The 20,970-nt window shown below is 70.3% G+C and carries 18 protein-coding genes; 8 read left to right on the top strand and 10 right to left on the bottom strand.

All coding sequences use genetic code 11. The features are described from left to right. Positions 1 to 3: 3 nt before the first annotated feature. Positions 4 to 633 (bottom strand): hypothetical protein, encoded by a 630-nt coding sequence (locus tag IT371_00230; protein MCC6746048.1) that lies wholly within the window; start codon positions 631 to 633, stop codon positions 4 to 6. A 231-nt stretch (positions 634 to 864) separates the two neighbouring features. On the opposite strand from IT371_00230, the gene IT371_00225 reads away from it, so the two are divergent. Together IT371_00225 and IT371_00220 are read left to right on the top strand one after the other, a co-directional pair. After that, on the top strand, positions 865 to 2,370 hold the full coding sequence (locus IT371_00225; protein MCC6746047.1) for a hypothetical protein: 1,506 nt from the start codon (positions 865 to 867) through the stop codon (positions 2,368 to 2,370). Between the two features lie 16 nt (positions 2,371 to 2,386). Further along, a complete protein-coding gene (locus tag IT371_00220; protein ID MCC6746046.1) occupies positions 2,387 to 2,617 on the top strand; it encodes a hypothetical protein in 231 nt (76 codons plus the stop codon). 64 nt (positions 2,618 to 2,681) lie between these two features. Here the strand turns inward: IT371_00220 and IT371_00215 are convergent, their stop codons facing one another. After that, the gene (locus IT371_00215) at positions 2,682 to 3,911 is read right to left on the bottom strand and encodes a hypothetical protein (GenBank protein MCC6746045.1); all 1,230 of its coding nucleotides are present in this window, start codon (positions 3,909 to 3,911) and stop codon (positions 2,682 to 2,684) included. A gap of 250 nt (positions 3,912 to 4,161) precedes the next feature. Further along, positions 4,162 to 5,244 carry a type IV pilus twitching motility protein PilT gene (locus IT371_00210; GenBank protein ID MCC6746044.1) on the bottom strand — a complete coding sequence of 361 codons (1,083 nt, stop codon included), beginning with the start codon at positions 5,242 to 5,244 and terminating at the stop codon, positions 4,162 to 4,164. 1,022 nt (positions 5,245 to 6,266) lie between these two features. Between IT371_00210 and IT371_00205 the strand changes: the two genes are divergently transcribed. Both IT371_00205 and IT371_00200 read left to right on the top strand, forming a co-directional pair. Beyond that, positions 6,267 to 7,937: a protein kinase gene (locus IT371_00205; GenBank protein ID MCC6746043.1), complete on the top strand. Its 1,671-nt coding sequence runs from the start codon at positions 6,267 to 6,269 to the stop codon at positions 7,935 to 7,937. Between the two features lie 203 nt (positions 7,938 to 8,140). Next, complete coding sequence (locus IT371_00200; protein ID MCC6746042.1) at positions 8,141 to 8,980, top strand: undecaprenyl-diphosphate phosphatase; 840 nt, start codon at positions 8,141 to 8,143, stop codon at positions 8,978 to 8,980. On the opposite strand, the gene IT371_00195 is transcribed toward IT371_00200, so the two are convergent. The 7 genes from IT371_00195 to IT371_00165 all read right to left on the bottom strand — a co-directional run bounded on the left by IT371_00195 (position 8,951) and on the right by IT371_00165 (position 16,131). Then, positions 8,951 to 10,768, bottom strand: coding sequence for an ABC transporter ATP-binding protein (locus IT371_00195; GenBank protein ID MCC6746041.1), 1,818 nt, complete (start codon positions 10,766 to 10,768; stop codon positions 8,951 to 8,953). The genes IT371_00200 and IT371_00195 overlap by 30 nt on opposite strands. Further along, entirely contained in the window at positions 10,765 to 11,559 is a 795-nt protein-coding gene (locus IT371_00190) for a S8 family serine peptidase (GenBank protein MCC6746040.1), read from the bottom strand. The genes IT371_00195 and IT371_00190 overlap by 4 nt, the downstream gene beginning before the upstream one ends. 38 nt (positions 11,560 to 11,597) lie before the next feature. Then, positions 11,598 to 12,140 (bottom strand): GAF domain-containing protein, encoded by a 543-nt coding sequence (locus tag IT371_00185; GenBank protein MCC6746039.1) that lies wholly within the window; start codon positions 12,138 to 12,140, stop codon positions 11,598 to 11,600. 63 nt (positions 12,141 to 12,203) lie between these two features. Further along, a complete protein-coding gene (locus IT371_00180; GenBank protein ID MCC6746038.1) occupies positions 12,204 to 12,500 on the bottom strand; it encodes a hypothetical protein in 297 nt (98 codons plus the stop codon). Positions 12,501 to 12,516: 16 nt separating this feature from the next. Continuing rightward, complete coding sequence (locus tag IT371_00175) at positions 12,517 to 13,746, bottom strand: radical SAM protein (GenBank protein ID MCC6746037.1); 1,230 nt, start codon at positions 13,744 to 13,746, stop codon at positions 12,517 to 12,519. Between the two features lie 58 nt (positions 13,747 to 13,804). Then, positions 13,805 to 14,992, bottom strand: a complete 1,188-nt coding sequence (locus tag IT371_00170; GenBank protein ID MCC6746036.1) for a hypothetical protein — start codon at positions 14,990 to 14,992, stop codon at positions 13,805 to 13,807. 89 nt (positions 14,993 to 15,081) lie between these two features. Continuing rightward, entirely contained in the window at positions 15,082 to 16,131 is a 1,050-nt protein-coding gene (locus IT371_00165) for a hypothetical protein (protein MCC6746035.1), read from the bottom strand. Positions 16,132 to 16,353: 222 nt separating this feature from the next. Here IT371_00165 and IT371_00160 point away from each other — a divergent pair, with 222 nt between their 5' ends. From IT371_00160 to IT371_00145, 4 genes are all read left to right on the top strand, one after another. Beyond that, on the top strand, positions 16,354 to 17,397 hold the full coding sequence (locus tag IT371_00160) for a substrate-binding domain-containing protein (GenBank protein ID MCC6746034.1): 1,044 nt from the start codon (positions 16,354 to 16,356) through the stop codon (positions 17,395 to 17,397). Then, on the top strand, positions 17,394 to 18,224 hold the full coding sequence (locus IT371_00155; protein MCC6746033.1) for an ABC transporter permease subunit: 831 nt from the start codon (positions 17,394 to 17,396) through the stop codon (positions 18,222 to 18,224). Before IT371_00160 ends, IT371_00155 begins: the two co-directional genes overlap by 4 nt. 9 nt (positions 18,225 to 18,233) lie before the next feature. Continuing rightward, the gene (locus IT371_00150) at positions 18,234 to 20,093 is read left to right on the top strand and encodes an ATP-binding cassette domain-containing protein (GenBank protein MCC6746032.1); all 1,860 of its coding nucleotides are present in this window, start codon (positions 18,234 to 18,236) and stop codon (positions 20,091 to 20,093) included. A 374-nt stretch (positions 20,094 to 20,467) separates the two neighbouring features. Continuing rightward, on the top strand, positions 20,468 to 20,970 hold a 503-nt coding region (locus tag IT371_00145), incomplete at its 3' end, for a hypothetical protein (protein ID MCC6746031.1).

Below are 20,970 nucleotides of genomic sequence, written 5' to 3'. Positions count from 1 at the left end.
CTGCTACTTCACGCGCTCGAGCTGCACCGTCACGCGGCGTGAGGTGTCAGGCAACACCTCGAGCTCCCGCGCGTGGTAGCCCTCCTGGAGGAACGAGAGCCTGAGCGGCGCCGCGGAGCGACGAACGCGCAAGACGAGCGGTGTCAACCCGAGCACGCGTCCGCGGTCGTCGAGCACGCGCACCGAGGGAGGTTCTGCAGAGTTCAGGCGCAGCTCCACGTCGCCCGCGAGGCTCAGCACCCGCCCCAGGCGCTCCTCGCGGGCCTTCCTGCGCTCCTCGGCGCGTCGCAGCGAGAGCTCGGCCTCGCTCCGGTTGAGCTTGGCCTGCGCGTCTCTCAGCTCCCATTCCAAGAGCGCATGAGACGCGCGCTGCGAGCGGGCCGCCGAGAGGGACCAGCCCACCCCAAAGAGCAAGACCGGGCCGAGCAGCACCGCGGCGAGCGCCAGGCGCCGACGCCGCGCCGCCACCGCCGGAGGGATCCCGAAGCCACTCCGAACGCGCAGCTCGTCCTCGCGCGCGGCGGCCGCCCGCGCGTCAGCCTCGGCCGCCTCCCGCTTGCGCCGTTCCGCTTCGAGCTCCGCTTCCACGCTCCGCAGGCGCGCTTCGAGGGCCGTGCGATCGTCCCGGTACATGGTTTCAGCATACCACGCGCGCGCTCCGCTCCTCCCCCTTGGGCGGCGGGGCGCGCACGGAGTCTCGACGACGTTCCAGCCTCGCGTGGCAGCGCCCCCCTCCGGTTCCCGGCCGAAGCCTCGACCGCAACGACGGCAACCGAAGACCGCACGGACCGGGACGCCCTCGAATCCCGCCACTTAGGCCCTAGCGGCCGTGGCACGGCTTCTGCACTTGCGTGCCCCCTAGCCATGCAGCTCACGCCCTCTCACGCGCTCACCCTGCTCACATGCGGGCTGTCCAACCTGCTTCGTCGCCGAGGTCGCAGCCGCCTCGGCTCCGCCGTGTGGTTCCTCGGCGCCGGAGCCCTCGCCGCGTCGGCTCCCAGCACGCCGCTCTACGCTGCGACCCCCGCGCCGCGCGCCGCCGAGAAGGGGCGCAGCGACGGCTTCCGCTGGGGGGTCTCCGCCGACTGGGGCATCTTCGCGGCCACCACGCGCTTCGCCCCCGGTCAGCAGGAGGCGATGATCCGCCGCCTGAAGCAGCTCGGCGTGGACCACGTGCGCTACGAGCTGCCGATGCGCGAGACGCTCGACATCGCGCGCAACCCGCAGCACCCCGCGCTCCGCGCCGTGCGGGCCTTCCGGCGGGCCGGGCTGGACGTCATCGCCGTGGTCGGGGTCGGCAGCAGCTCGGCCCTCCCGAAGGGCCTCGACGCCGGCGCCCCCGACTACATCGACCGCGTGGCCGCCAACGTGCGCGACATCGCCCGCGCGCTGCGGCCGCTCGGCGTGCGCCACTTCCAGGTGGAAAACGAGCTCAACTCGGCCGGTCTCACCACCCTCCCCGGCTGGGGCTGGCGCAGCGGGCACACCTGGTGGAGCTGGGACTTCAAGGAGAAGCTCATGCGGAGCCTCTCGCATGCCGTGCGCGAGCAGGTCCCCGGGGCGGTCCTCACGACCAACTTCTACGATCAGTTCTCGGATCCCGTCCCCCTCCCCGCCGACAAGCGCGCGCGAGCCGAGGCGCACCTTCTCACCAAGCTCGTCCGCCGCTCGAAGCGGCTCACCGAGCAGCTCTTCTGGCTGCCGGCCACGCTCCTCCTGCGCGAGGACAACATGGCCGACGCCATCTACCGGCTCTCTCGCTTCGTGGACCGCGTGGGCGTGGACTACTACCCGAACTACGTGCTCCCCATCGCCGTGACGAACGCGATCGGCATCCCGGCGGGGCTCGCCCCCCTCGGCGGCGCGCTCGGCACGGGCGATCCGGGCGGGCTGCTCAAGCGGCGCGTGGCCTTCTACCGCCGCGTCTCCGGCAAGCCCGTGACCGTGGCGGAGACCGGCTACGAGTCGCGTTCTCCGCTGGGGCACGGCCGGGCGGGGCAGGCGGAGTTCGTGGATCGCGTGGCCCGCGCCGCGCGTGCGAGCGGCGCCGTCGGGATGACCTACTTCCGCCTGGCGGACCCCACGCACCACGCGCGCGCCCCGCTGCTCACGGTGAACCGCTGGATCGAGCCCTACTTCGGCCTGCTCGACCAGGCGCTCCAGCCGAAGAGCACGAAGACCTTGCGCTGGACCACGCGACAGGTGCGCGGCCTGACCGTGCCCTGGCCCGCCGAGGAGCGGGTCTCGGCCTTCGCAGCCTACGCGAAGGTGATCCGCGAGGACCGTGGAACGCGCAGCCGCACGCCCGCGACCTCGCCCGCCACGACGGCCGGCCGCCGCCCGACGGCGACGCCCGTCGCGACCCGGTAGAAGGAGCGACGCGACGATGGCTCATTTCACCCCCCGCGCAGAGAAACGCGACGCCCAGGGCTCGCTGGTGGTGCTCTACACCGACGACCACGCCGCCTGGTTCGTGGGCCGCAAGGGCGACTCGTCCCTCGACCCGCACCCGATGGGAGCATTTCGTTCCGAGGAGGCGGCGAAGAACTGGGCCGATCACAAGTTCGACGGGGGAAGCTGGGGCGCTCCTGGCAGCGCTCCGGCGAAGAGCCCATAAGGCGGCGTCGGTCGCGCGACGAGCAGGATAGAACGAGCGGCTCGCGGGCGCGACGGGGCTTGTCTTACTGCCCTGACCCGGCAGGAGTCGGCACGACCGGATCGGCGCCTCCCGTGGGTGCAGCGTTTCCCTGCGCGTCGCCAGTCGACTGCGGCGCCGCGGCCTCGGTGCGCTTCTGCTCGAGCGTGTCGCGCAGCTTGCGAACCTGCCCCGGACGAAGCAGGCCGAGCTCGACGAAGATCGCACCCGGACGCGCCGCCAGACTGCCCTCCTTGACCTTCTCGAGGGACGTGCGGACCTGCGCCTTCTTGAGCAGTCCGGCCTTCATGGCCAGCATGCCAAGGAGCGTAGTCTCCGAGACCAGGTTCTGGGCGACCTGCTCCCGCACCGCAGTCCGCAGGTCGGCCAGCGCCGCGCTGAGCTGCTTCGGCCGCAGAACCTTCTGTCCGACCAGGATCGCCCCGAGGCGCTGCGGCACGCGGCCCTGCCTGTACTCGGCTTCTTGCTGGGTCTGCGCCGCGGTCACCTGGTCGACCGTCGCAAAGCCTTTGTCGACGAGGATCCTGCCGAGGAGCTGGCTCTCGCTCACCACGCGGCCGAGCCGCGCCGTCGTCCGCCCGGTCTGGAGCCGCTCGACCGCGAGCTGCCGCGCGATCCGCGTGAGCGGAGCCATGACCTCGTTACGCACGCGGAGCTCCGGGTCGGCCGGAGAAACCTTGGCCTCCCTGACGACCGAGGCCACCGTCGCCTTCTGGGCCGTCCACACGCCGTTGCGCTCGTCGGCCGCGAAGCCCCGCGCGATCGACTCGTAGTAGAGGGGGAAGGCGAGCCCCGCGAGGAGCTGCGGCTGCCGCCCCAGGATCGCGCCCCCGAGGATGGCGCCGCCCAGCAGCACCTCCGTGACGCGGGTCTGGATCTTCGCCCAGCGCGACGACCCCACGTCGGTCTTCTTCAGCTCGCTCTCGTAGATCGCCGCGATGCGTGGGTCCGACTTCACCCACGCCCGGAACGCGCGCTGGAACTCGAGCACGTCCTTCGCGATCTGCGGCCGCGTGCCCAGGTTGGAGACGCCCCGGATCTGCCCGAGGCTCCAGCCCTGCTGGCGCACCTCCTTCATCCGCACGGGGGAGGGCAATGCGCTCGGGTCCCCCACGAGCTGCCGGTAGCGCCCAACGAAGCGCTGCTCGGGCGTGGGCTCGCCCGCGGTGGCGCCCTTCGCCAGCGCGACTCGCGCTCCTCCGATCGTGGAGAGCAGGGCCACCAGCACGGTGATGCGCGGAGCATGACGAGACATCGCAAGGCCTCCTCTCGACGTCGTTCACGGAAACCCGGGGCTGCCGTCTGGCCGGTGTTTCGACGCGTCGCAGAGAGACAACTAGCAAGGGGAGTGCCAACGCCAGCCGCGCTCTCCGTCGCGCAGGCCCGTGGATCCACGATAGCTTTTCGAATCCACCCTCGCGCAGTGCGCACGGCTAGGGTCTGGGGCCCCTAGCCGGGTGGCTGGATGGCTTTTCGGTCCGCCGCCCGCTCGGGCGCTCACCGGCTCAGGGGTTCGTGCCCTGCAAGGCCTCGGGGGGCAGCTTGATCCCCGCCTTGTCGAAGGCATCCTTCAGCCGCGGCTTGTCGTTCGACTTCATGTAGGCCTCGAGCGGCTCCACCTTGCCGTTCTTCACGAGCTGCAGGAAGTCGTCGTTCATGGTCTGCATGCCGAGGTTCTTGCCCGTCTGCAGCACGCTCCAGAGCTGCGTGGTCTTCCCCTCGCGAATCAGGTTCGCCACGGCCGGGGTGCTGATCAGGATCTCGTAGGCCGCCGCCCGACCGCCACCGATCTTCTTGCAGAGCATCTGCGCGACCACGCCGCGGAGGGACTCGGCGAGCATGACCCGGATCTGCGCCTGCTGGTCGGCCGGGAACTGATCGATCAGACGGTCCACCGTACTCGGCGCGGTGGTGGTGTGCAGCGTGCCGAAGACGAGGTGTCCGGTCTCCGCCGTCTCGACCGCGATGGCGATCGTCTCGAGGTCCCGGAGCTCGCCCACCAGCACGATGTCCGGGTCCTCGCGGAGCGCCGCCCGCAGCGCGCTCTTGAAGGTCCGCGTGTGCGTCCCCACCTCGCGCTGGTTCACCAGGCACTTCTTGTTCTCGTGCACGAACTCGATCGGGTCTTCGATCGTGATGATGTGGTCCGAGCGGTTGCGGTTGATGAAGTCGATGAGCGCCGCGAGGGTCGTGGACTTCCCGCTCCCCGTCGGACCCGTGACGAGCACGAGCCCCTTCGACAGCCAGCAGAGGTCCAGCACCTTGGGCGGAATCCCGAGCTGCTCCGGGGTCAGGATCTGGAACGGGATCTGCCGGAACACGGCGCCGATCCCCTTGCGATCCACGAAGTAGTTGGCGCGAAAGCGCGCGAGCCCCTCGATGGCGTGCGCGAAGTCCGCGTCCGCCGTCTCGTCGAACTCCTTCTGACAGCGCTCGGGGATGATCTCCATCAGCAAGCTGCGCAGCTCGGCATCGCTCAGCGGCTGGTCCGCGAGCGGCTTCATGCTGCCGTCCTTGCGGAGGAGGGGCACCGTGTGCGACGAGAGGTGCAGGTCGCTCGCCTTGAGCTCGATCATCTGGCGCAGCATGCGATTGATGCGCGGCTCGGCCCCGTCGTCGTAGCGCAGGTTGCCTCCCGTCGCGACGTGCGGGCGACGCTGCGACTGCGGCTGGGGCTCGGGCGCGGCGCGCGGCGGCGGCTCGGCCAGTCGCGGGCTCCCCTGCGACGGAGTTCCGGCGATCCGCGGGGTCTGCGCCGAGGAGGGCGTGGCCTGCGCGGGCGGCGCTTGCACAGACGGCGCTGGCTGTGACGGCGCGGGCTGCGACGGCGCGGGTGCGGGAGCCTGCGCCTCGGCGCGCGGCGGATCGCCCCGGCGCTGCAGCGCCTGTTGCTGCTGCAGCACCATCGTCACCTGGTCGGGGCGCAGGTAGCCTCGCTCGACGCAGAGCTCGCCGATGCGCCGCACCGTCCCCTCCTGCTTCTGCAGGGTCACGCACTCGTTGACCTGCTCGCGCGTCATCAGGCCGAGCTGGATCGCGAGCTGCCCGAAGGAATTCGCCTCCGCGGCCATCCGACCGGTCATCTCCACCTGATGCTGCAGCACGAGCTTGACCTGGTCGGGGCGCAGATAGCCCCGCTCCTGGGCCAGGTCCCCGATCCGACGGGACTGCACGCTCTGCTTTTGCAACGCGAGGCACTCTCCCACCTGGTCGCGGGACATGAGCTTGAGCTGCTGCGCGATGTGCCCGAAGAGCGCCGCCTCGGCCTGCATTCGGCGCAGCAGCACCGCCTGGTGCAGCATGACCTGCCGCACCTGCTCGGGATTCAGAAAGCCCCGCTCCTGCGCGATCTCGCCGATGCGACGCTTGGCGCCTTCCCGCTGGAGCTGGAGCATGCACTCGGCCACTTGCTGGTTCGACAGCACCTTCATCTCGAGGGCGGCCTCACCGAAGAGGACGTCCTGAACGTGTGCCGTATCGGTCCGGTCTCGTCGACCCTGGCTATTTTCCATGCGCCCCAGAATACCGACTCTTCCGTCTCCCGTCGCGCCCTTCGTGCAGACTCCCGGCGTGACAATCTGCGCGCCCCGGTTTATGAGAATAGGCATCCATGGCACCACATTCGAACACGGCCGGCGGCCTCCCTCCCGTGGAGCCGGATCCCCTGATCGGGCAGGTGCTCGGCGGTCGCTTCCAGCTCCTCGAGGTCGCGGGGCGCGGCGCGATGGGCACCGTCTACCTGGCCAGCCACACGGTCCTGCCGCGTCAGTTCGCGGTGAAGGTGCTGAAGCCCTCGCTTGCCAAGTCGGCCGAGTTCGTCGGGCGATTCCGGCGCGAGGCGATCGCCGCATCGCGCATCGACCACCCGAACGTGGTCACGCTCTTCGACTTCGGCCAGCTCGACAACGGCCCGGTCTACCTGGTGATGGAGTTTCTCAAGGGGGTCGGGATGGACGAGGTGCTCGGGCACCAGCGCCGTCTGCCGCTGAACCGCGCCCTGCCGATCCTGGTGCAGCTCGCCGATGCGCTGGATTGCGCGCACGACGTGCAAGTGGTGCACCGGGACCTCAAACCCCAGAACATCCTGCTCACCGAGAAGCGCCGCCGCCGCGACGTGGTGAAGATCCTCGACTTTGGCGTGGCCAAGCTCTTCGGCCCGCAGGAGAACGACGACCGCATCACGCTGCAGGGTCAGATCTTCGGCACCGCCGAGTACATGTCCCCCGAGCAAGCGCAGGCCCAGGAGCTCGACGGCCGCTCGGACATCTATTCGGTCGGGTGCATCGCCTACGAGCTCATCACGGGCGACCCGCCGTTCGTGGGCAAGCACCCGATGGAGGTGATCAAGGCCCACCTGAAGGAGCCGGCCGCCCCGCCCTCCACCAAGCTCAGGGACCTCCCGGTGCCGGCCGCGCTCGACGGGCTGATCCTGCGCTGCCTCGCGAAGGATCCCGACGAGCGCTACCAGACCGGGGCCGAGCTCTGCCAGGACCTCCTCAGGGTTCAGAACCTGCTCGTGGGGATGGCGGCCGAGATCGCGGGGAGCTTCCGTCCCGCGGGCCAGACGCCCGACCCCACGCCGACGGGCGCGACCGGCCTGAACCCGAGCCTGGTCTCGGGAACCTTCCCCGCCACGGCGCCGCGGCCGCTCGCCGTGAGCGGTCGCGGGATGCAGCTCACCAGCCAGCCCGGCCAGCCGCAGAGCGAGCAGCTCCGCGAGGAGTTCCACCTGGTGCTGCGCGAGCTCGCGATGGCCCTCGTGCAGGCGGCCCTCTGTCCCCCGCAGACGGCGGAGGCGCTCGGGCGGCTGCTCGTAGCCGAGGAGGAGCTCGTCGGCCTGACGGGCACGATCGCGCTCACCGAGCAGGGCTTCGACCGGCTGCGCTTCGACTACGGACAGAAGGAGAAGCGGCTCCGCACGGCGATCATGGATCTGCGCATGGACCGGGCCAAGGTACAGGGGCAGCTCCAGGCCGCGCCCGACCAGGCCGCCGCGCTGCAGTCCGCCGTGGACGACCTGACCTTCCAGATCGGGGTCCTCACGCGCCGCACGCAGGAGGTGCTCGAGGAGCGAGGCACGCAGATCCGCGAGCTGGACACGCAGGTCACGCACCACCGCGCCGCGCGCCAGGAGCGCGAGCGCGAGGTGCACGAGATCTACCAGCAGATCCTGGCCGAGATCGAAGCCTGGCGCCCACGCGCCCGCACCGCGGGGCTCCTCGAGCTCTACGCGCGCCTCGACGCCGCCCGCGCACGCATCGACGCCGCCCGCGCTGGGTAAGGCCCGGTAGCCCCTCGCGCAACGCCCCTTCGACGGGTTGCGGATTTTTTCCGACGCGTCGATAGTGCCGCCCCATGAAACGCGTGGCCCGGCTTCGCCCTCTCGTCACCTGCCTGCTCGTGGGCCTGACCGTCGCGCCGTGGGCTCTCTCGGCGTGGGCGGCAGCCGCTTCGCCCGAACGCGTGGCCGTCCCCGCGCACCGCATGAGCGCCACCCAGGCCGTCGTGCTCGGGCTCGTGGAGGGAATCACGGAATACCTCCCCGTGAGCAGCACCGGGCACCTGCTCCTCGCCCAGCGGGCCATGGGGATCGGCGCGACCCCCGAGGACAAGCAGGCCGCCGACGCCTACGCCATCTGCATCCAGCTCGGCGCGATCGTGGCCGTGCTCGGCCTCTACCTCGGGCGCGTGAAGCAGGTCCTCCTCGGCTTCGCCGGCCGCGACCGCGACGGCCTCGGCCTGGGGCTGAATCTGATCGCCGCATTCGTGCCCGCCGCGATCCTCGGGCTGCTCTTCGACGACCTCATCGAACGGCACCTCCTCGGCCTCTGGCCCGTGGTCGGCGCCTGGTTCGTCGGCGGCGCGGCGATCCTGGCGCTGGCTCGCGGACGCCGCTCCGAGGCGAAGGAGCGCGAGGCCGCCGACCTGACGGCCCTCACCTGGAAGAAGGCCGTGGTCATCGGAGTGGCGCAGTGCCTCGCCATGTGGCCCGGTACCAGCCGGAGCCTCGTGACGATCGTGGGCGGCGTGCTGATGGGGCTCAGCACCGGGGCGGCCGTGGAGTTCAGCTTCCTCCTCGGGGTCCTGACCCTCGGCGCCGCCTCGAGCTACTCGGCGCTGAAGCACGGCAAGGAGCTGCTCGCGATCTACGGCTGGGTTACCCCGGCCATCGGCTTCGGCGTGGCCGCGCTCTCGGCCGTGCTCGCCGTGGCCTGGATGGTCTCGTACCTGAAGCGCCGCGGCCTCGGGGTCTTCGGCTACTACCGGATCCTCGTGGCGCTCGGCACCGCGGCACTACTCCTCACGAAGGTCCTGCACGCCTGACGGCTCCCGCTCGGCCCCCGCAAGGACCTGGAGTCGCGCGTAGAGCCCTCCCCGCGCGAGGAGCTCGGCGGGCGTCCCCTGCTCCGCCACCCGGCCTTCGTCCATGACCAGGACGCGGTCGGCCACGTCGGCGATGAAGGCCAGGTCGTGGTCGATGATCGCCACCATCGCGTCGCGCGCGTACTCCCGGATCACGCCCTTCAGCAGCTCCTTCTCGTGCAGGTCCAGGTTGGCCGTCGGCTCGTCGAGGAGCAGCACCGCCGGCCGCCGCAGGAAGCAGCGGGCGAGCGCGATGAGTCTCTTCTGCCCCCCCGAAGGAAACTGGGCCGTGATCGGCGCGTCGTACCCGCCGTCGATTCGCTCCCGAATGATCTCGTGCACGTGGGCCAGACGCGCCGCCTCCTCCACCTCGAGGTCGCTCGCCTCGGGGCGCGAGAATCGGATGTTCTCGCGGATGCTCTCGCGGAAGAAGACGGGGAACTGGCTCAGCCGCGAGACGCGCTGGCGCACGCTCTGGATGGTGAAGTCCACCAGGTTCGTACCGTCGAGCAGGACGTGCCCGCGCTGCGCCTGCACGAACCGGAGAAGCAGGTTGAAGGTGGTCGACTTCCCGCAGCCGATGGGTCCCACGAGCGCCGTCACCTGACCCCGCACGAGCTCGAAGTCGAGGCCGCGCAGCACCGGCTCCTCGGGCCCGTAGGAGAACTCCACCCTCTCGAAGGTGATCCGCGTGGGGTCGTGGTCGAGCGCCCGCGCCGTGGCCCGATCGGTCACCTCGGGTCGCTCCGCGAGGAGCTCCCAGGTCCCCTCGAGCACCGGGATGAGCGAGTGGTAGAGGTTGTTCACCCCCACGAGGCGCAGCGCCGGCTCGAAGAGCATCGACGAGAGCGCGAAGAAGGCGAAGAGCTGATCGAAGTGCAGTCGCCCGCGGGTCAGCATCCAGAACCCCGCGCCGAGCATCGCCAGGCGACCGAGGGTGTTGATGGTCATCGCCCCCTCCCCCGAGATGCCGAACCACTTGGTGAGGAGCAGGTGGCTCCGCGTGCTGCGCTGCTGCAGCTCCTCGAACTCGGCCGACCGCCGCGCCTCGCCGTTGAAGAGCTGGATGTCCGCGATGCCGTTGATCGTCTCCTCGATGGTGGCGTTCAGATCTCGCTCGGCGTCGCGGAGCTCCTCGGCGTGGACCTGCAAGCGCCGGTTGGTCACGAGGAAGACCACCATGTAGATCGGAATGCAGGCCACGAGGATCACGGTAAGCCAGACGTTCTGCCGCAGCAGGTAGACCACCACGGCCGCGAGCACCACCACGTCGATGGCCGGGAAGAGCGCGACCTCGGTGAGCACCTGGCGCACCGCCTCGGGCTCTTGCATCACGCGGCGCATCAGCGTGCCGGTCCTGCCTCGCGCGAAGGCCCCCATCGAGAGGCTCTGCACGTGCTCGTAGAGGCGCTGCCGGATGTTCGCCAGCACCCGCACCTCGAGCGCGCGATTGACGTACTGGTGCACGAAGCGCAGGGCCGGGGTGACGAGCAGAATGCCGAGGAGCAGGCCGAAGACGACGAGCACCTCCGGCCGGGCCAGGAGCGCCCCGAGGTCCGCGCCTCCGCGCTGGAACTCCTGCTGGAGCGACTGGAAGAAGCGCTGATAGAGCGCGACGGAGACGATCGGCAGGACCTGGATCGCCGCCGCCACGAGAAAGGTCACCACCGTCAGGGCGACGAACGGGCGCAGGAAGGCGAAGCCGCGCCAGAGATTCTGGCGGGCCGCGCGCCGACGGTTGGCGGTCATGGGCCTCGCGGCTCCGGCAAGGGGTCGGCGAGGTGGTGCAGCAGCGTCTTGACCTCGAAGGGGCGCAGCCCCGGATAGCGCTCGAGGAGGCGGCAGACGATCCCCGTGACGTGCGGCGTGGCGAAGCTGCTGCCGCTCGTGGTGGTGACCTTGTGGTTCAGCCATGGGAGCTGGAGGTTCGCCCCCCGGGCCACGTACTCCACGAGCTGCCCACGTCGCCGGTAGAGGGTGAGCGGGTCGTCGACCTGGCCGCGCAGATAGTCCACCGCCACCACCGCCGGAAAGGCCGACGGCAGCTCGCGCACGGCGAAGTCGTTGTTGTTGCAAGCGGCCGTCACCACCACGTCCCGGCAGTACGCGAGGTCCACGACCTCCTTGTACTCGCTCATGTAGGCCAGGTTGCAGGTGCCGAAGCTGCAGTTGATGACGTGGAAGCCCTGGTCGATGGCCCAGCGCAGCCCCTGCAGGATGATCTCCGAGCGGGACGCGAGGTTCGTCCCCAGCACGCGCACGCTGTGCACCTCGGCGCCAGGGGCCACGTCGAGCACGATGCTGGCCACCGCGGTGCCGTGCCCGAAGAGGTCCCGGCTGTCGTACTCGCCTACGACGACGTAGTCCTCGAATCGGTCCACCACGGCGCCGCCGCGGATGCGCCCGCCGATCGCCGGATGCGTGTTGTCCACCCCCGAATCCACGACCGCGACGCGCACGCCGGCCCCGGTGAAGCGGGAGACGTCGAGCTCGCCGGCCTGCAGAAAGCCCGCGGGGGTCACGGCGGATAGGTCCATCACGGGCGGCTGCGCATGGGAAGGACGGCTCGCCTCCGGAGCTACAGCTCTACGAGTTTTTCGACGAGCTGCGACCGCAGGACGTGTCCCAGCGCCGACGCGATGGTGGCCAGGGCGTTCATGTCGTCGTCGGAAAACGCCGGCGCGCTCCGCTTGTTCACGGCGCTGAGCACGCCCACCACGCGGCCGTGGACGACGAGCGGCAAGGCCATCATGGCCCGCGTCCGATAGCCGTGCGTCCGGTCCGCCGTGTCGTCAAACATCTCGTGCGCCGACACGTTGGCCAGACTGATCCCGTGCTCGTTCCAGAGGACCATCGAGACGATGCCGCGGTTCGTGGGCTGCTTGAATCCCACGAAGCCCTGCCGCTCCGGCCGCCGGTCGAGCACCACCTCCAGGCACTCCTCCGGCGCGTTGAGCAGGAAGATCGCGGCGTCATCGGCGTCGATGCGGTCCACCACCTGCGCCAGGAGCGCGATGTAGATCCCCTGGGTCTGCACGAGCTGCTTGAGCACGTCGAAATCCGTGACGAGCCGCTCGAACTTCTCGCGGAGGTTGACCTTCGAGACGATCAGCGTGCGCATGGATGGTCGCCGCGACCTCCCGACGAGGCCAACGACCCGTCGGGAGACGCCGCCGCCCTTCGGCTACCGGTTCCGGTACGAGGCCGAATAGGTGTTGTAGTAGTAGTTGACGTAGTAGCCGCCGCTGCCGTGCCCCTGCACGTCCTCTTGCGGCGCCCCACCCGCCGGCCGCCCCATCTGCGGCGGCGCGCCGAAGTTGAGGTTGATCGTGATGTGACCCGGCAGCTCGGGGCCGTGCCCCATCGGGCCCTCCATCGGTCCGCCGAGCTGCTGCACCTTCTCGGCGGGCAGCGCGTACTTCTCGAGCTGATCGTCGGGCACGTCGAAGAACTTACCGTCGAGGCTTCTCAGGATGGCCATGTTCTCTCTCTCCGCGTTACGGGGTTGGCTGGGTCTGGGACAGGGTCTTCGGGGAATCGGTTGCGAGCTCGGGCGCCTTCTGTTCGACGGAGATGCCGAGCGGAAGCGGCGACGCGGGAGCGGCGGCTCGGAAGGCGAGCGCCGCGGCCTGGGCCACCGCCGGGTTCTCCTCGAGCAGCCGGTAGAGCGCCTTGGTGGACGCGCACTGCAGCTCGCGCTCGGGCAGGTTCTCGTATTCGAAGGCCGGGCAGCCGAAGGTGCAGATGCGTTTCGCGCTGCAGCCGAAGCAGCGTACGTACCAGGGGTCCTTGTGGTGCAGGGTGTGAAGCGCGGCCTTTGGCCCGGCCGCCTCCACCTCGCGCTCCATCACGTTGAAGAGCCGGAAGGCCTTGGTGTCGGCGCCGCGGCCACAGGGAAAGACGTCTCCCGTGCTCTCGACGCCGAAGAAGTAGCGTCCGGCCGCGCACTCGTAGCTGTAACAGGTCTGCCGGTCCACGACCCGGTCGGGGCCCGCGACGAACTCCTCGACGACGGATTGCAGCTCACGGCTGAGCAGGTCCACCCGACCGAGGCGTGCGACGCGCTCGACGTACCGGAACTGCGCGCGCGCGAACTGCTCGGCGGAGATCCCCGACTGCTCCTCGCCCCGCCCCACGCAGACCATGTTGTTCAGCTTCACGCCGTTCACGCCGTGGGCGGCGAAGTAGTCGAGCAGCTCCTCCACGCGGTCCACGTTGAGAGGGGTGAGCACCGTGATCACGCCCCCGCCGATCCCGGCCTCCGCCAGCCGCGCGATGTTCTTGAGGGCCGTCTTCCCCTTGCCCCGGTGCAGGTCGTTCACCTCGGGCGCGCCGTCCAGGCTCGAGGAGACCGTGCAGCGGCGCTCGACGAAGAGCTCCAGGTGCTCCTCCTTGAGCGCCACCGCGTTCGTCTGCAGCGCGAACTGCAGGCGCCTCAGGCGCGGATTCCGTCGGGCCACTTGCTCGATCCGGTCGAAGGCTCGGCGGTACCACGAAGCCGGCAGCAGGAGTGGCTCGCCCCCGTGAAAGAGCCACTCGATCATCGGCTGGTGCGTCTCGCCGACGAAGAGCGCCACGGCGCGGTCGAAGACCTCGTCCGAGATGTGGTCGATGGAGCCGTCGGGGCGCACGGCCATCGCGCTGCAGTAGGTGCAGCTCAGGTTGCAGTGCTGGGTGACCTTGTTGATCACCAGGCGCGCGTTCCGAACGAGCTGGGCCGGATTCACGAGGACGGCATTATCCCGATCCGGGAAGGCCTTGGCAATCCTCGATCCGGAAAGCGCGCTAGCGCGCCGCGGCACGCCCCGCCGCCATCTGGCGCAGGAGTTCGAGCAGCACGGGGGCGAAGAAACGGTAGAAGTGCGGCTCGGTACTCACGGCACCGCGGTCCTCGAACATCTGCGCGCGCGTGGCCACGATGTTGGCCACGGAGTGCTTGGGGAGGGGGAAGTCCACGTCCACCAGATCGCCGCCGAAGTTGACGCGGCGAGACGCCCCCTGCACGCGCTCGGTGAGCACCGGGAAGGCCGACGGGATGCCGAGTCGCGCGGCGTCCGCGTGCAGGCCCGCGAGCGGCGGGAGCTGGAGCTCGGCGTGGACCGTGGTCTTCGGCTCGGCCTCGAGCACCGCGAACCAGTAGTAGAAGGGCACGTCCTGCGTCAGCTCCCCGAAGGCGCGGCGGCCGTCTTCCGTGACGCGAATCTTGGGCGCGGCGTCGATCTCGGAGCGGGCCGGATAGAGCCTGAGCCGCCCGTCGCGGTGGACCAGCACCAGCACCGGGTAGCGCGGGAGCTCCACCCCCGGATACTGCGCGGCGAACTCGCGCGCGAGCCAGTAAGGGACGTCGCCGCGGTCGTGCGGGTCGGCGAAGACGCGCCCGACCCAGCCGGTCCAGCGCACGCCCAGGACGCGCTCCATCAGGCGACGGGCCGGCTCGGGGGTCGGGTCGCAGAAGCTGTTGAACTCGGTGATCAGGTGGCCGCCCGCGCGCGCGTACACGTCCAGCCGGCGCGCGTCCTCGACGGAGAGCCCGCCGAAGACGACCGGGTTGTAGTCCATGTGGGCCTGCTTCTTGGCCACGTCCTTCAGGTCGTCGCGGTAGACCCCGTAGGTGTCGGTGATGAAGATCAGGTGGGCGTCGAGCGCGGGGAGCTGGGCCAGGCGCACCGGCTGGCGGCGTCGGTCCGGATAGTAACCCACGTAGTCACGCGCCACGTCCCAGAGCTTGCCCGGCACCGGGGACGGCACCTTCGCGTGGTTCAGGAGCCACGTCGCCGCGAGGTGCTCCTTGTAGTCGTCGAAGGGCACCGTGTAGTCGACGAGCAGCACGCGCAGGTTCAGCGTCGGCGCGGTCTGCCAGGTCAGGCGCGGACCGGCCCACCACCACGCGACGAAGAGCACCGCGGCCACGAGGACGAGGGGAAGCAGCGCGACGAGGCGCTGGCGGAGCGTCTTGCCGGCCGCTTGGCTCACGCTTCAGGGATAGCAGGGGGCCCGGTCGGGGGCGAGAAACGCGACCGCGGCGCGGCCGAGGCTGAGGGCTCGAAGGCCCCGGCGCGACGCTACTGCGGCCCGCCGTTCTGGGCCATGCACTGCTTGAAAGCGGGGGTCGGGTTCCACGCGCAGGTGCCGTTCGGGCCGTGGGCGCCGCAGTCGGTCTGCTGCGTGCACGCGTACCAGGGCAGCCACTCGCAGGTCGTGACGACGTCGGGGATCGGGGAGCAGACCTGCCCGCTGCAGCCCCCCTTGTGGCACGTGACCGCCGCGCCGACGGTGAAGGGCGCCGAGAAGGTCACGTCGCTGCTCGCGCACTGGGCCTGGCTGAGCGCCTTGCCCGTCAGACAGCCGACCCCGTAACCCGCGCTGATGCGCCAGGTGCCGGCGCCCTTGGACGCGAGCGTCTCGGTGTGGGTCTTGCCCGGCTTCAGCTCGCCGGCCAGCCCTTCCCACACGCAGATGTGATCGGGGCCCGAGCTCTGCCAGGCGCCCTTCTCCTGCTTCTCCCAGCCGAACACGGAGCAGCCGCCGAGGAACACGCTCTTCTGGGTCACGTTCTTCAACGAGACGACGACGGCCTGTCCGGCCGTGTAGCTCTTCTTGTCGGTGGTGATCGCCAGGCAGACGTAGCCGGTCACGCACTTGCCGGCCGCATCCAGGGTCGGCACGACCTTGCCGTTCGGGCAGAAGCTGGGCGCCGGCGGGGCGAGCTTCGGGCACTCGGAGGTCGCGGCGCAGGTCGTCGCCTTGTCGGGACAGCAGTCGCCGTACTTGGCGCAGCCCTCGTCGCACCAGCAGCCGTCCGCCGACTTCTTGCCGCAGACGCCCGTGCAGCTCGCCTTCGGGGTCGGCGTGGGCGTCGGCGCGGAGCACTGCTGGACCTTGTCCTTGCAGCAGTCGCCGTACTTCGCGCAGCTCTCGTCGCACCAGCACCCCGCGGGGGCCTTCTTGCCGCAGATCCCCTTGCAGGAGTCCGTGCCGTCGAACTTTCCGATGCCGCGCGGGGGAACCACGCCCCGCGGCGCAGACGCCACCTCGGGTTCTCCTTCCGTGCCTCCGCAGGCAGAGAGCCCCAGCACGCCCACGGTCACCGCTAGCCACGTTACCTTGCGCATCACGAGCCTCCCCGTACGTCCGTCGTTCGTTGGAGCCTTACCTACGCCCGGCGCGCACCTTTTTCAAGCCCCGAATGCGACGTCCTCCGCGGCCGAGTTCTCCCGCTATCTCCGACAGATCCGACCACTGGCCTCGCGCACCCCCGGCGCGACCAACGATGGACGTCCGCGGCAGGGGTGCGGTATCGTTTCTCCCTTGGTCGTGGAGGGTTTGGCGCGTTCGTGAAGGAGCCTCTCTACCAGCGTGCGTTGGCATGGCTTCGGGGCGGGTTCCTCGGGGCGGTCGTGCTCTACGCGGTCTGGCCCTGGCTCCCCTACGTGCACGGCGGCGCCCGCCCCCGCACCATCGTCTTCTACGGCTTCAGCAGCCTCGGGGAGGCCTTTCAGGAGAGCATCTTCCCGGCGTTCGCCCGCCGCTGGCAGGCCCAGACCGGAGAGCGGGTGGAGTTCATCAGCGCCTTCGGTGGCTCGGGGACCATTACCAATCAGATCATCATGGGCGTGCCGGCCCAGGTGGCGCTGCTCTCCCTGGAACTGGACGCCGAGCGGCTCGCCCGCGCCAAGGTGATCGCCCCGGGGAGCTGGCGCGCGCTCCCCCACGGGGGGGTGGTGAACCGCACCCCCTTCGTGATCCTCGTGCGCCCCGGCAACCCGCTCCGCATCCGCGACTTCGCGGACCTCACCCGTCCGGGGGTCCGGGTCGTGCATCCCGACCCGCTCACCTCGGGAGCCGCGACGTGGGCGCTCCTCGCCGAGTACGGAGCCGCCGTGCGCAGCGACCGCCGCAACCCGCGTGCCGGCCACGATCTCCTCCTCGGGCTCTGGCGCAACGTGGTGGCCCAGTCGAGCTCTGCCCGCGGCGCCCGGACCCAGTTCGATAACGGCTTCGGCGACGCGCTCGTCACCTACGAACAGGAGCTCCTCTACGACCAGGCCCGCGGCCGCCTGCACGGCGAGATCGTCTACCCGCGCAGCACCGTGCTCAGCGAACACACGCTCGTCCTCGTCCCGCAGCGCACGAAAGCAGCCGATCGCCCGCTCGTCCGGGCCTTCGTGGACTTCGTCTTCAGCGAGCACGCCCAGCGCCTCTTCGTCGAGCACGGCTTCCGCAGCGTGCTGCCCGAGCTCGACCAGAGCCGCCGACCGCCCTTCGTGGCCATCGCGGACCCCTTCGGGGCACGCGACTACGGGGGCTGGCCGCACATCAAACGCGAGATCGTGGACACCCTCTGGCGGCAGCAGGTGCTCAAGGAGCTCGGCCGATGAGCGGAGTCCCGAGCAGCCCCGCTCGGCCGGGTCGCGCCCTCGTCCCCGTCGGGCTCCTCGTGCTGGTGCTGCTCCCGATCCTGCTCATGCCGCTCGCGTCGGTCTTCATCTTCGCCTTCCGCGGCGGCCTCGGGGCGTTTCTCGACGCACTGCGGAGCCCCGACGCGCAGTACGCGCTCCGCTTCAGCATCCTCATCGCCATCGTCACCTCCGCGGTCAACGCGGTGCTCGGCACCTACGCGGCCTACGTGCTGGCCAAGTACCGCTTCCCCGGGGAACGGTCGCTCGGCATCATCGTCAACCTGCCGGTGGCCATTCCGACGGTGGTGGTCGGCACCTCGCTCCTGCTCCTCTGGGGCCCCATCGGCCTCCTCGGTCTGGCGCTCGAGCCCCTCGGCCTGCAGCCCATGTTCACCCCCGTCGGCGTCCTGCTCGCGCACATCTTCGTCACCTTCCCGTACATGCTCGGGGCGGTGAAGCCGCTGCTCGACGAGTTCGAGACCACCTACGAAGAGGCGGCCTACACGATGGGGGCGAGCCGCTGGCAGACCTTCCGCCACGTGGTGCTGCCGGCGCTGCGCGGAGGCATCTTTACCGGCTCTCTCCTCACCTTCGCCCACTCGCTCGGCGAGTTCGGCGCGACCGTGATGGTCTCCGGCAACCTCCGCCTGCGCACGCAGACCGCCCCCCTCTACATCTTCGCGCAGTTCGAGGCGGGCAACGTGGCCGGCGCGAACGCCGTGGCCGCCGTGCTGGCGGTCCTCTCCTTCCTGATCTTCCTCGTGCTCCTGCGCTTCACCGGCCGGCGGGACAAGGCGGGGCACTAGCGACAAGCCATGTCCATCGTCGTCGAACAGATCACCAAGCGCCAGGGAGCCCTGCTGGTCCTCGACCACGTCTCGGTCGAGATCCCCGACGGTCAGCTCTTCGTGCTCCTCGGCGCCAGCGGCAGCGGCAAGAGCACGCTCCTGCGCATCATCGCCGGCCTGACCGCCGCCGACAGCGGCCGCATCGTGCTCCACGGCCGGGACGTCACGGCGCTGCCCCCCCAGGAGCGCGGGGTGGGGTTCGTCTTCCAGAACTACTCCATCTTTCGTCACATGAGCGTGGCCGAGAACATCGAGTTCGGCATGCGCATCCACAAGACACCCGCGGCGGCGCGCGCCCGGCGGTCCGAGGAGCTCCTCGACCTCGTCGACCTCTCGGGCCTCGGCGGCCGCTTCGCCCACCAGCTCTCGGGCGGACAGCAGCAGCGTGTGGCGCTCGCCCGGGCGCTGGCCTACGAGCCCAGCGTCCTCCTGCTCGACGAACCCTTCGGCGCGCTCGACGTGAAGATCCGGCGGCAGCTCCGTCAGAGCCTGCGCGAGGTGCAGAATCGCCTCGGCGTGACCACCGTCCTCGTCACACACGATCAGGAGGAGGCCTTCGAGCTCGCCGACCAGATCGGCATCGTGGAGCGTGGCCGCCTGCTCGAGGTCGGCCCCTGCGAGAAGCTCTACAGCCGACCGCGCACCCACGCGGTGGCCACCTTTCTCGGCGAGGGAACGGTGCTGGTCGGGGCGATCCGCGACGGAGAGGCCCACTTCGGCTCCGTCCGCATTCCCTTCCCGGCCGAGGTCCCGCGGGACAAGGGGACCACGGTACAGCTCCTCTTCCGGCCGGAGCAGGTCGGCCTGGCGATGGAATCGCCCCCCGACGACCGGCCGGTCCTCGGCAAGGGGGTCGTGGTCGAGCGGACCTTCGTCGGGGCGCACCAGCGCGTCCGCCTGCGCCTGCCGCACCTGGCCGAGACGCGCCAGATCGCCCCGGCCCTCCCCTTCGGCGAGGAGGGCTTGCTCGTGGACGCGCTCGTTCGCGGAGACGATCCCCTCGCCGCGGAGGACTGGTGGGTCTACCTGCGCGGATGGCACGTGATGCTCCGCCGCCCCCAGCCGCGCGTCCTCATCTGCGACCCCGGAGAGGGACCGGTCGCGCACCTTTCCCTCGGAGCGCGCCTCGTGGCCGCCCTCGACGCCGAGGGAGTGCTCCTCGCCGTGGGGAGCGGGTCGCGCCAGGACGCTCTACGGACCCGGCTGCAGGAGCGCCAGCGCGCCTCCGGGCTGCTCAAGGTGGCCTTGGAGCTGGCCGAAGGCGACGTCCCGGAGCGCATCCTTGACCTGCAGGCGCGTGGCCAGTTCGACCTGCTCATCTTCGGCGAGCCCGGGCGGCGCGTCCGTCGCCCCGCGCGCTGGGGCGCCACCGTGACGGCGGTGGCCGAGCGGGCGGGCGTGCCGCTCCTCGTGGCCAAGGGGGAACGCACCTCCGTGGAGCGCCTCCTCATCTGCACCGCCGCCGGCGAGCCGGGGAAGCTGGACGTGCAGTTCGGCGGCTGGCTCGCGCGACGCCTCCGCGCCCATGCCACGCTCTTCTACGTCGCGCGCGCCCCCGACGAACCCGGCCCGATCGTCCAGTCGCACCTCGAACGCGCCGCCGCCACGCTGCGCGCCCTCGACGTGAGCTGCGACGTGCTCGTAGGCCGCGCTGCCACTCCCACCGAGGGGATCCTCACCGAGGCCCGTCAGGGCCAACACGATCTCATCATCCTCGGCCTCGCAGGTCCCGAGCGGCGATCCCTCTTCGGCCTGACCGACCTTCCCCGCCAGGTGCTCCAGGGAGCGACCCAAGGCGTCCTGCTCGTGCCGCCGCGAGCGGAGTGAGGTATCGCGCCGCAGCTCGGACGCGGGACAGCTGATTGCAGCGGGGGACACCGAGAGACGGCGGTCGTGGGCGCACGCGGGCGGACGGGGCGGATCGGTGGCACGGGGAGGATGGCTGGCGACGGGAGGCGGGCGAGAGCGCGGGCGGTCGTGGGCGCACGCGGGCGACGGGACGGATCGGTGCGGCGGGGAGCGCATTCTTGTTCTTGGTCTCTTTTCTTGTTCATGCAAGGACACGGACTTGACGTCAGGCCGGCGTTTTGCTAATATTAGCCTTATTCATGCTGGCACGCAAACGTAAATCCTCCTCGGGAGATGACCGGCCCTCGGGCAGTCGGCTTCCGGCGGGTTTTGCGAAACAGCTTCCGTTGCCTATGCGGGAGGCGACCGGGTGGGGCGGGAAGCGAGAGGGCGCGGGGAGGAAGAAGCAGCCGGGGAGCGGGCTGCCGCATCGGGAGCGACCGCTCCTGGCGAGCCGATTCCCGGTGCACGTCACGATGAAGGTCGTGGACGGGCTACCGAACCTGCGGAGCAAGAAGCAGCTACGCGCGATCGAGAAGGCCTTCGTGAAGTCGGCGGGGCGGTTCGGCCTGAACCTCGCCCACTACTCGATCCAGAAGAACCATCTGCACCTGGTGACGGAGGCCAAGGACCGGGGCGTGCTCATGAAGGGGCTGCGGGCGCTGGCGATTCGCCTCGCGCACGCGCTGAACCGCACCGTGGGCCGCAAGGGACGGGTCTTTCGGGACCGCTACCATCAGCACATCCTGAAGACCCCGAGCGAGGTGAAGGCCGCCCTCGCGTACGTGCTGAAGAACGCTTCACACTGCACCTCCTCGCTATTTGGGCGGAATCGTAAGGGTCAGCTGCTCGGAGG

It is taken from the genome of Deltaproteobacteria bacterium (genome assembly GCA_020848905.1).
GTDB lineage: Bacteria > Myxococcota_A > Polyangia.
This window is presented reverse-complemented; position numbering and strand designations above follow the sequence as displayed.

Excerpts from the sequence above, each read along its gene's own strand:
- IT371_00220 (MCC6746046.1), top strand. The coding sequence starts at position 2,387 with ATGGCTCATTTCACCCCCCGCGCAGAGAAACGCGACGCCCAGGGCTCG.
- IT371_00195 (MCC6746041.1), bottom strand. The coding sequence starts at position 10,768 with ATGACCGCCAACCGTCGGCGCGCGGCCCGCCAGAATCTCTGGCGCGGC.
- IT371_00185 (MCC6746039.1), bottom strand. The coding sequence starts at position 12,140 with ATGCGCACGCTGATCGTCTCGAAGGTCAACCTCCGCGAGAAGTTCGAG.
- IT371_00165 (MCC6746035.1), bottom strand. The coding sequence starts at position 16,131 with ATGCGCAAGGTAACGTGGCTAGCGGTGACCGTGGGCGTGCTGGGGCTC.
- IT371_00205 (MCC6746043.1), top strand. The coding sequence starts at position 6,267 with ATGGCACCACATTCGAACACGGCCGGCGGCCTCCCTCCCGTGGAGCCG.
- IT371_00230 (MCC6746048.1), bottom strand. The coding sequence starts at position 633 with ATGTACCGGGACGATCGCACGGCCCTCGAAGCGCGCCTGCGGAGCGTG.
- IT371_00150 (MCC6746032.1), top strand. The coding sequence starts at position 18,234 with ATGTCCATCGTCGTCGAACAGATCACCAAGCGCCAGGGAGCCCTGCTG.
- IT371_00210 (MCC6746044.1), bottom strand. The coding sequence starts at position 5,244 with ATGCTGCGCCAGATGATCGAGCTCAAGGCGAGCGACCTGCACCTCTCG.
- IT371_00215 (MCC6746045.1), bottom strand. The coding sequence starts at position 3,911 with ATGTCTCGTCATGCTCCGCGCATCACCGTGCTGGTGGCCCTGCTCTCC.
- IT371_00225 (MCC6746047.1), top strand. The coding sequence starts at position 865 with ATGCAGCTCACGCCCTCTCACGCGCTCACCCTGCTCACATGCGGGCTG.
- IT371_00200 (MCC6746042.1), top strand. The coding sequence starts at position 8,141 with ATGAGCGCCACCCAGGCCGTCGTGCTCGGGCTCGTGGAGGGAATCACG.
- IT371_00155 (MCC6746033.1), top strand. The coding sequence starts at position 17,394 with ATGAGCGGAGTCCCGAGCAGCCCCGCTCGGCCGGGTCGCGCCCTCGTC.
- IT371_00180 (MCC6746038.1), bottom strand. The coding sequence starts at position 12,500 with ATGGCCATCCTGAGAAGCCTCGACGGTAAGTTCTTCGACGTGCCCGAC.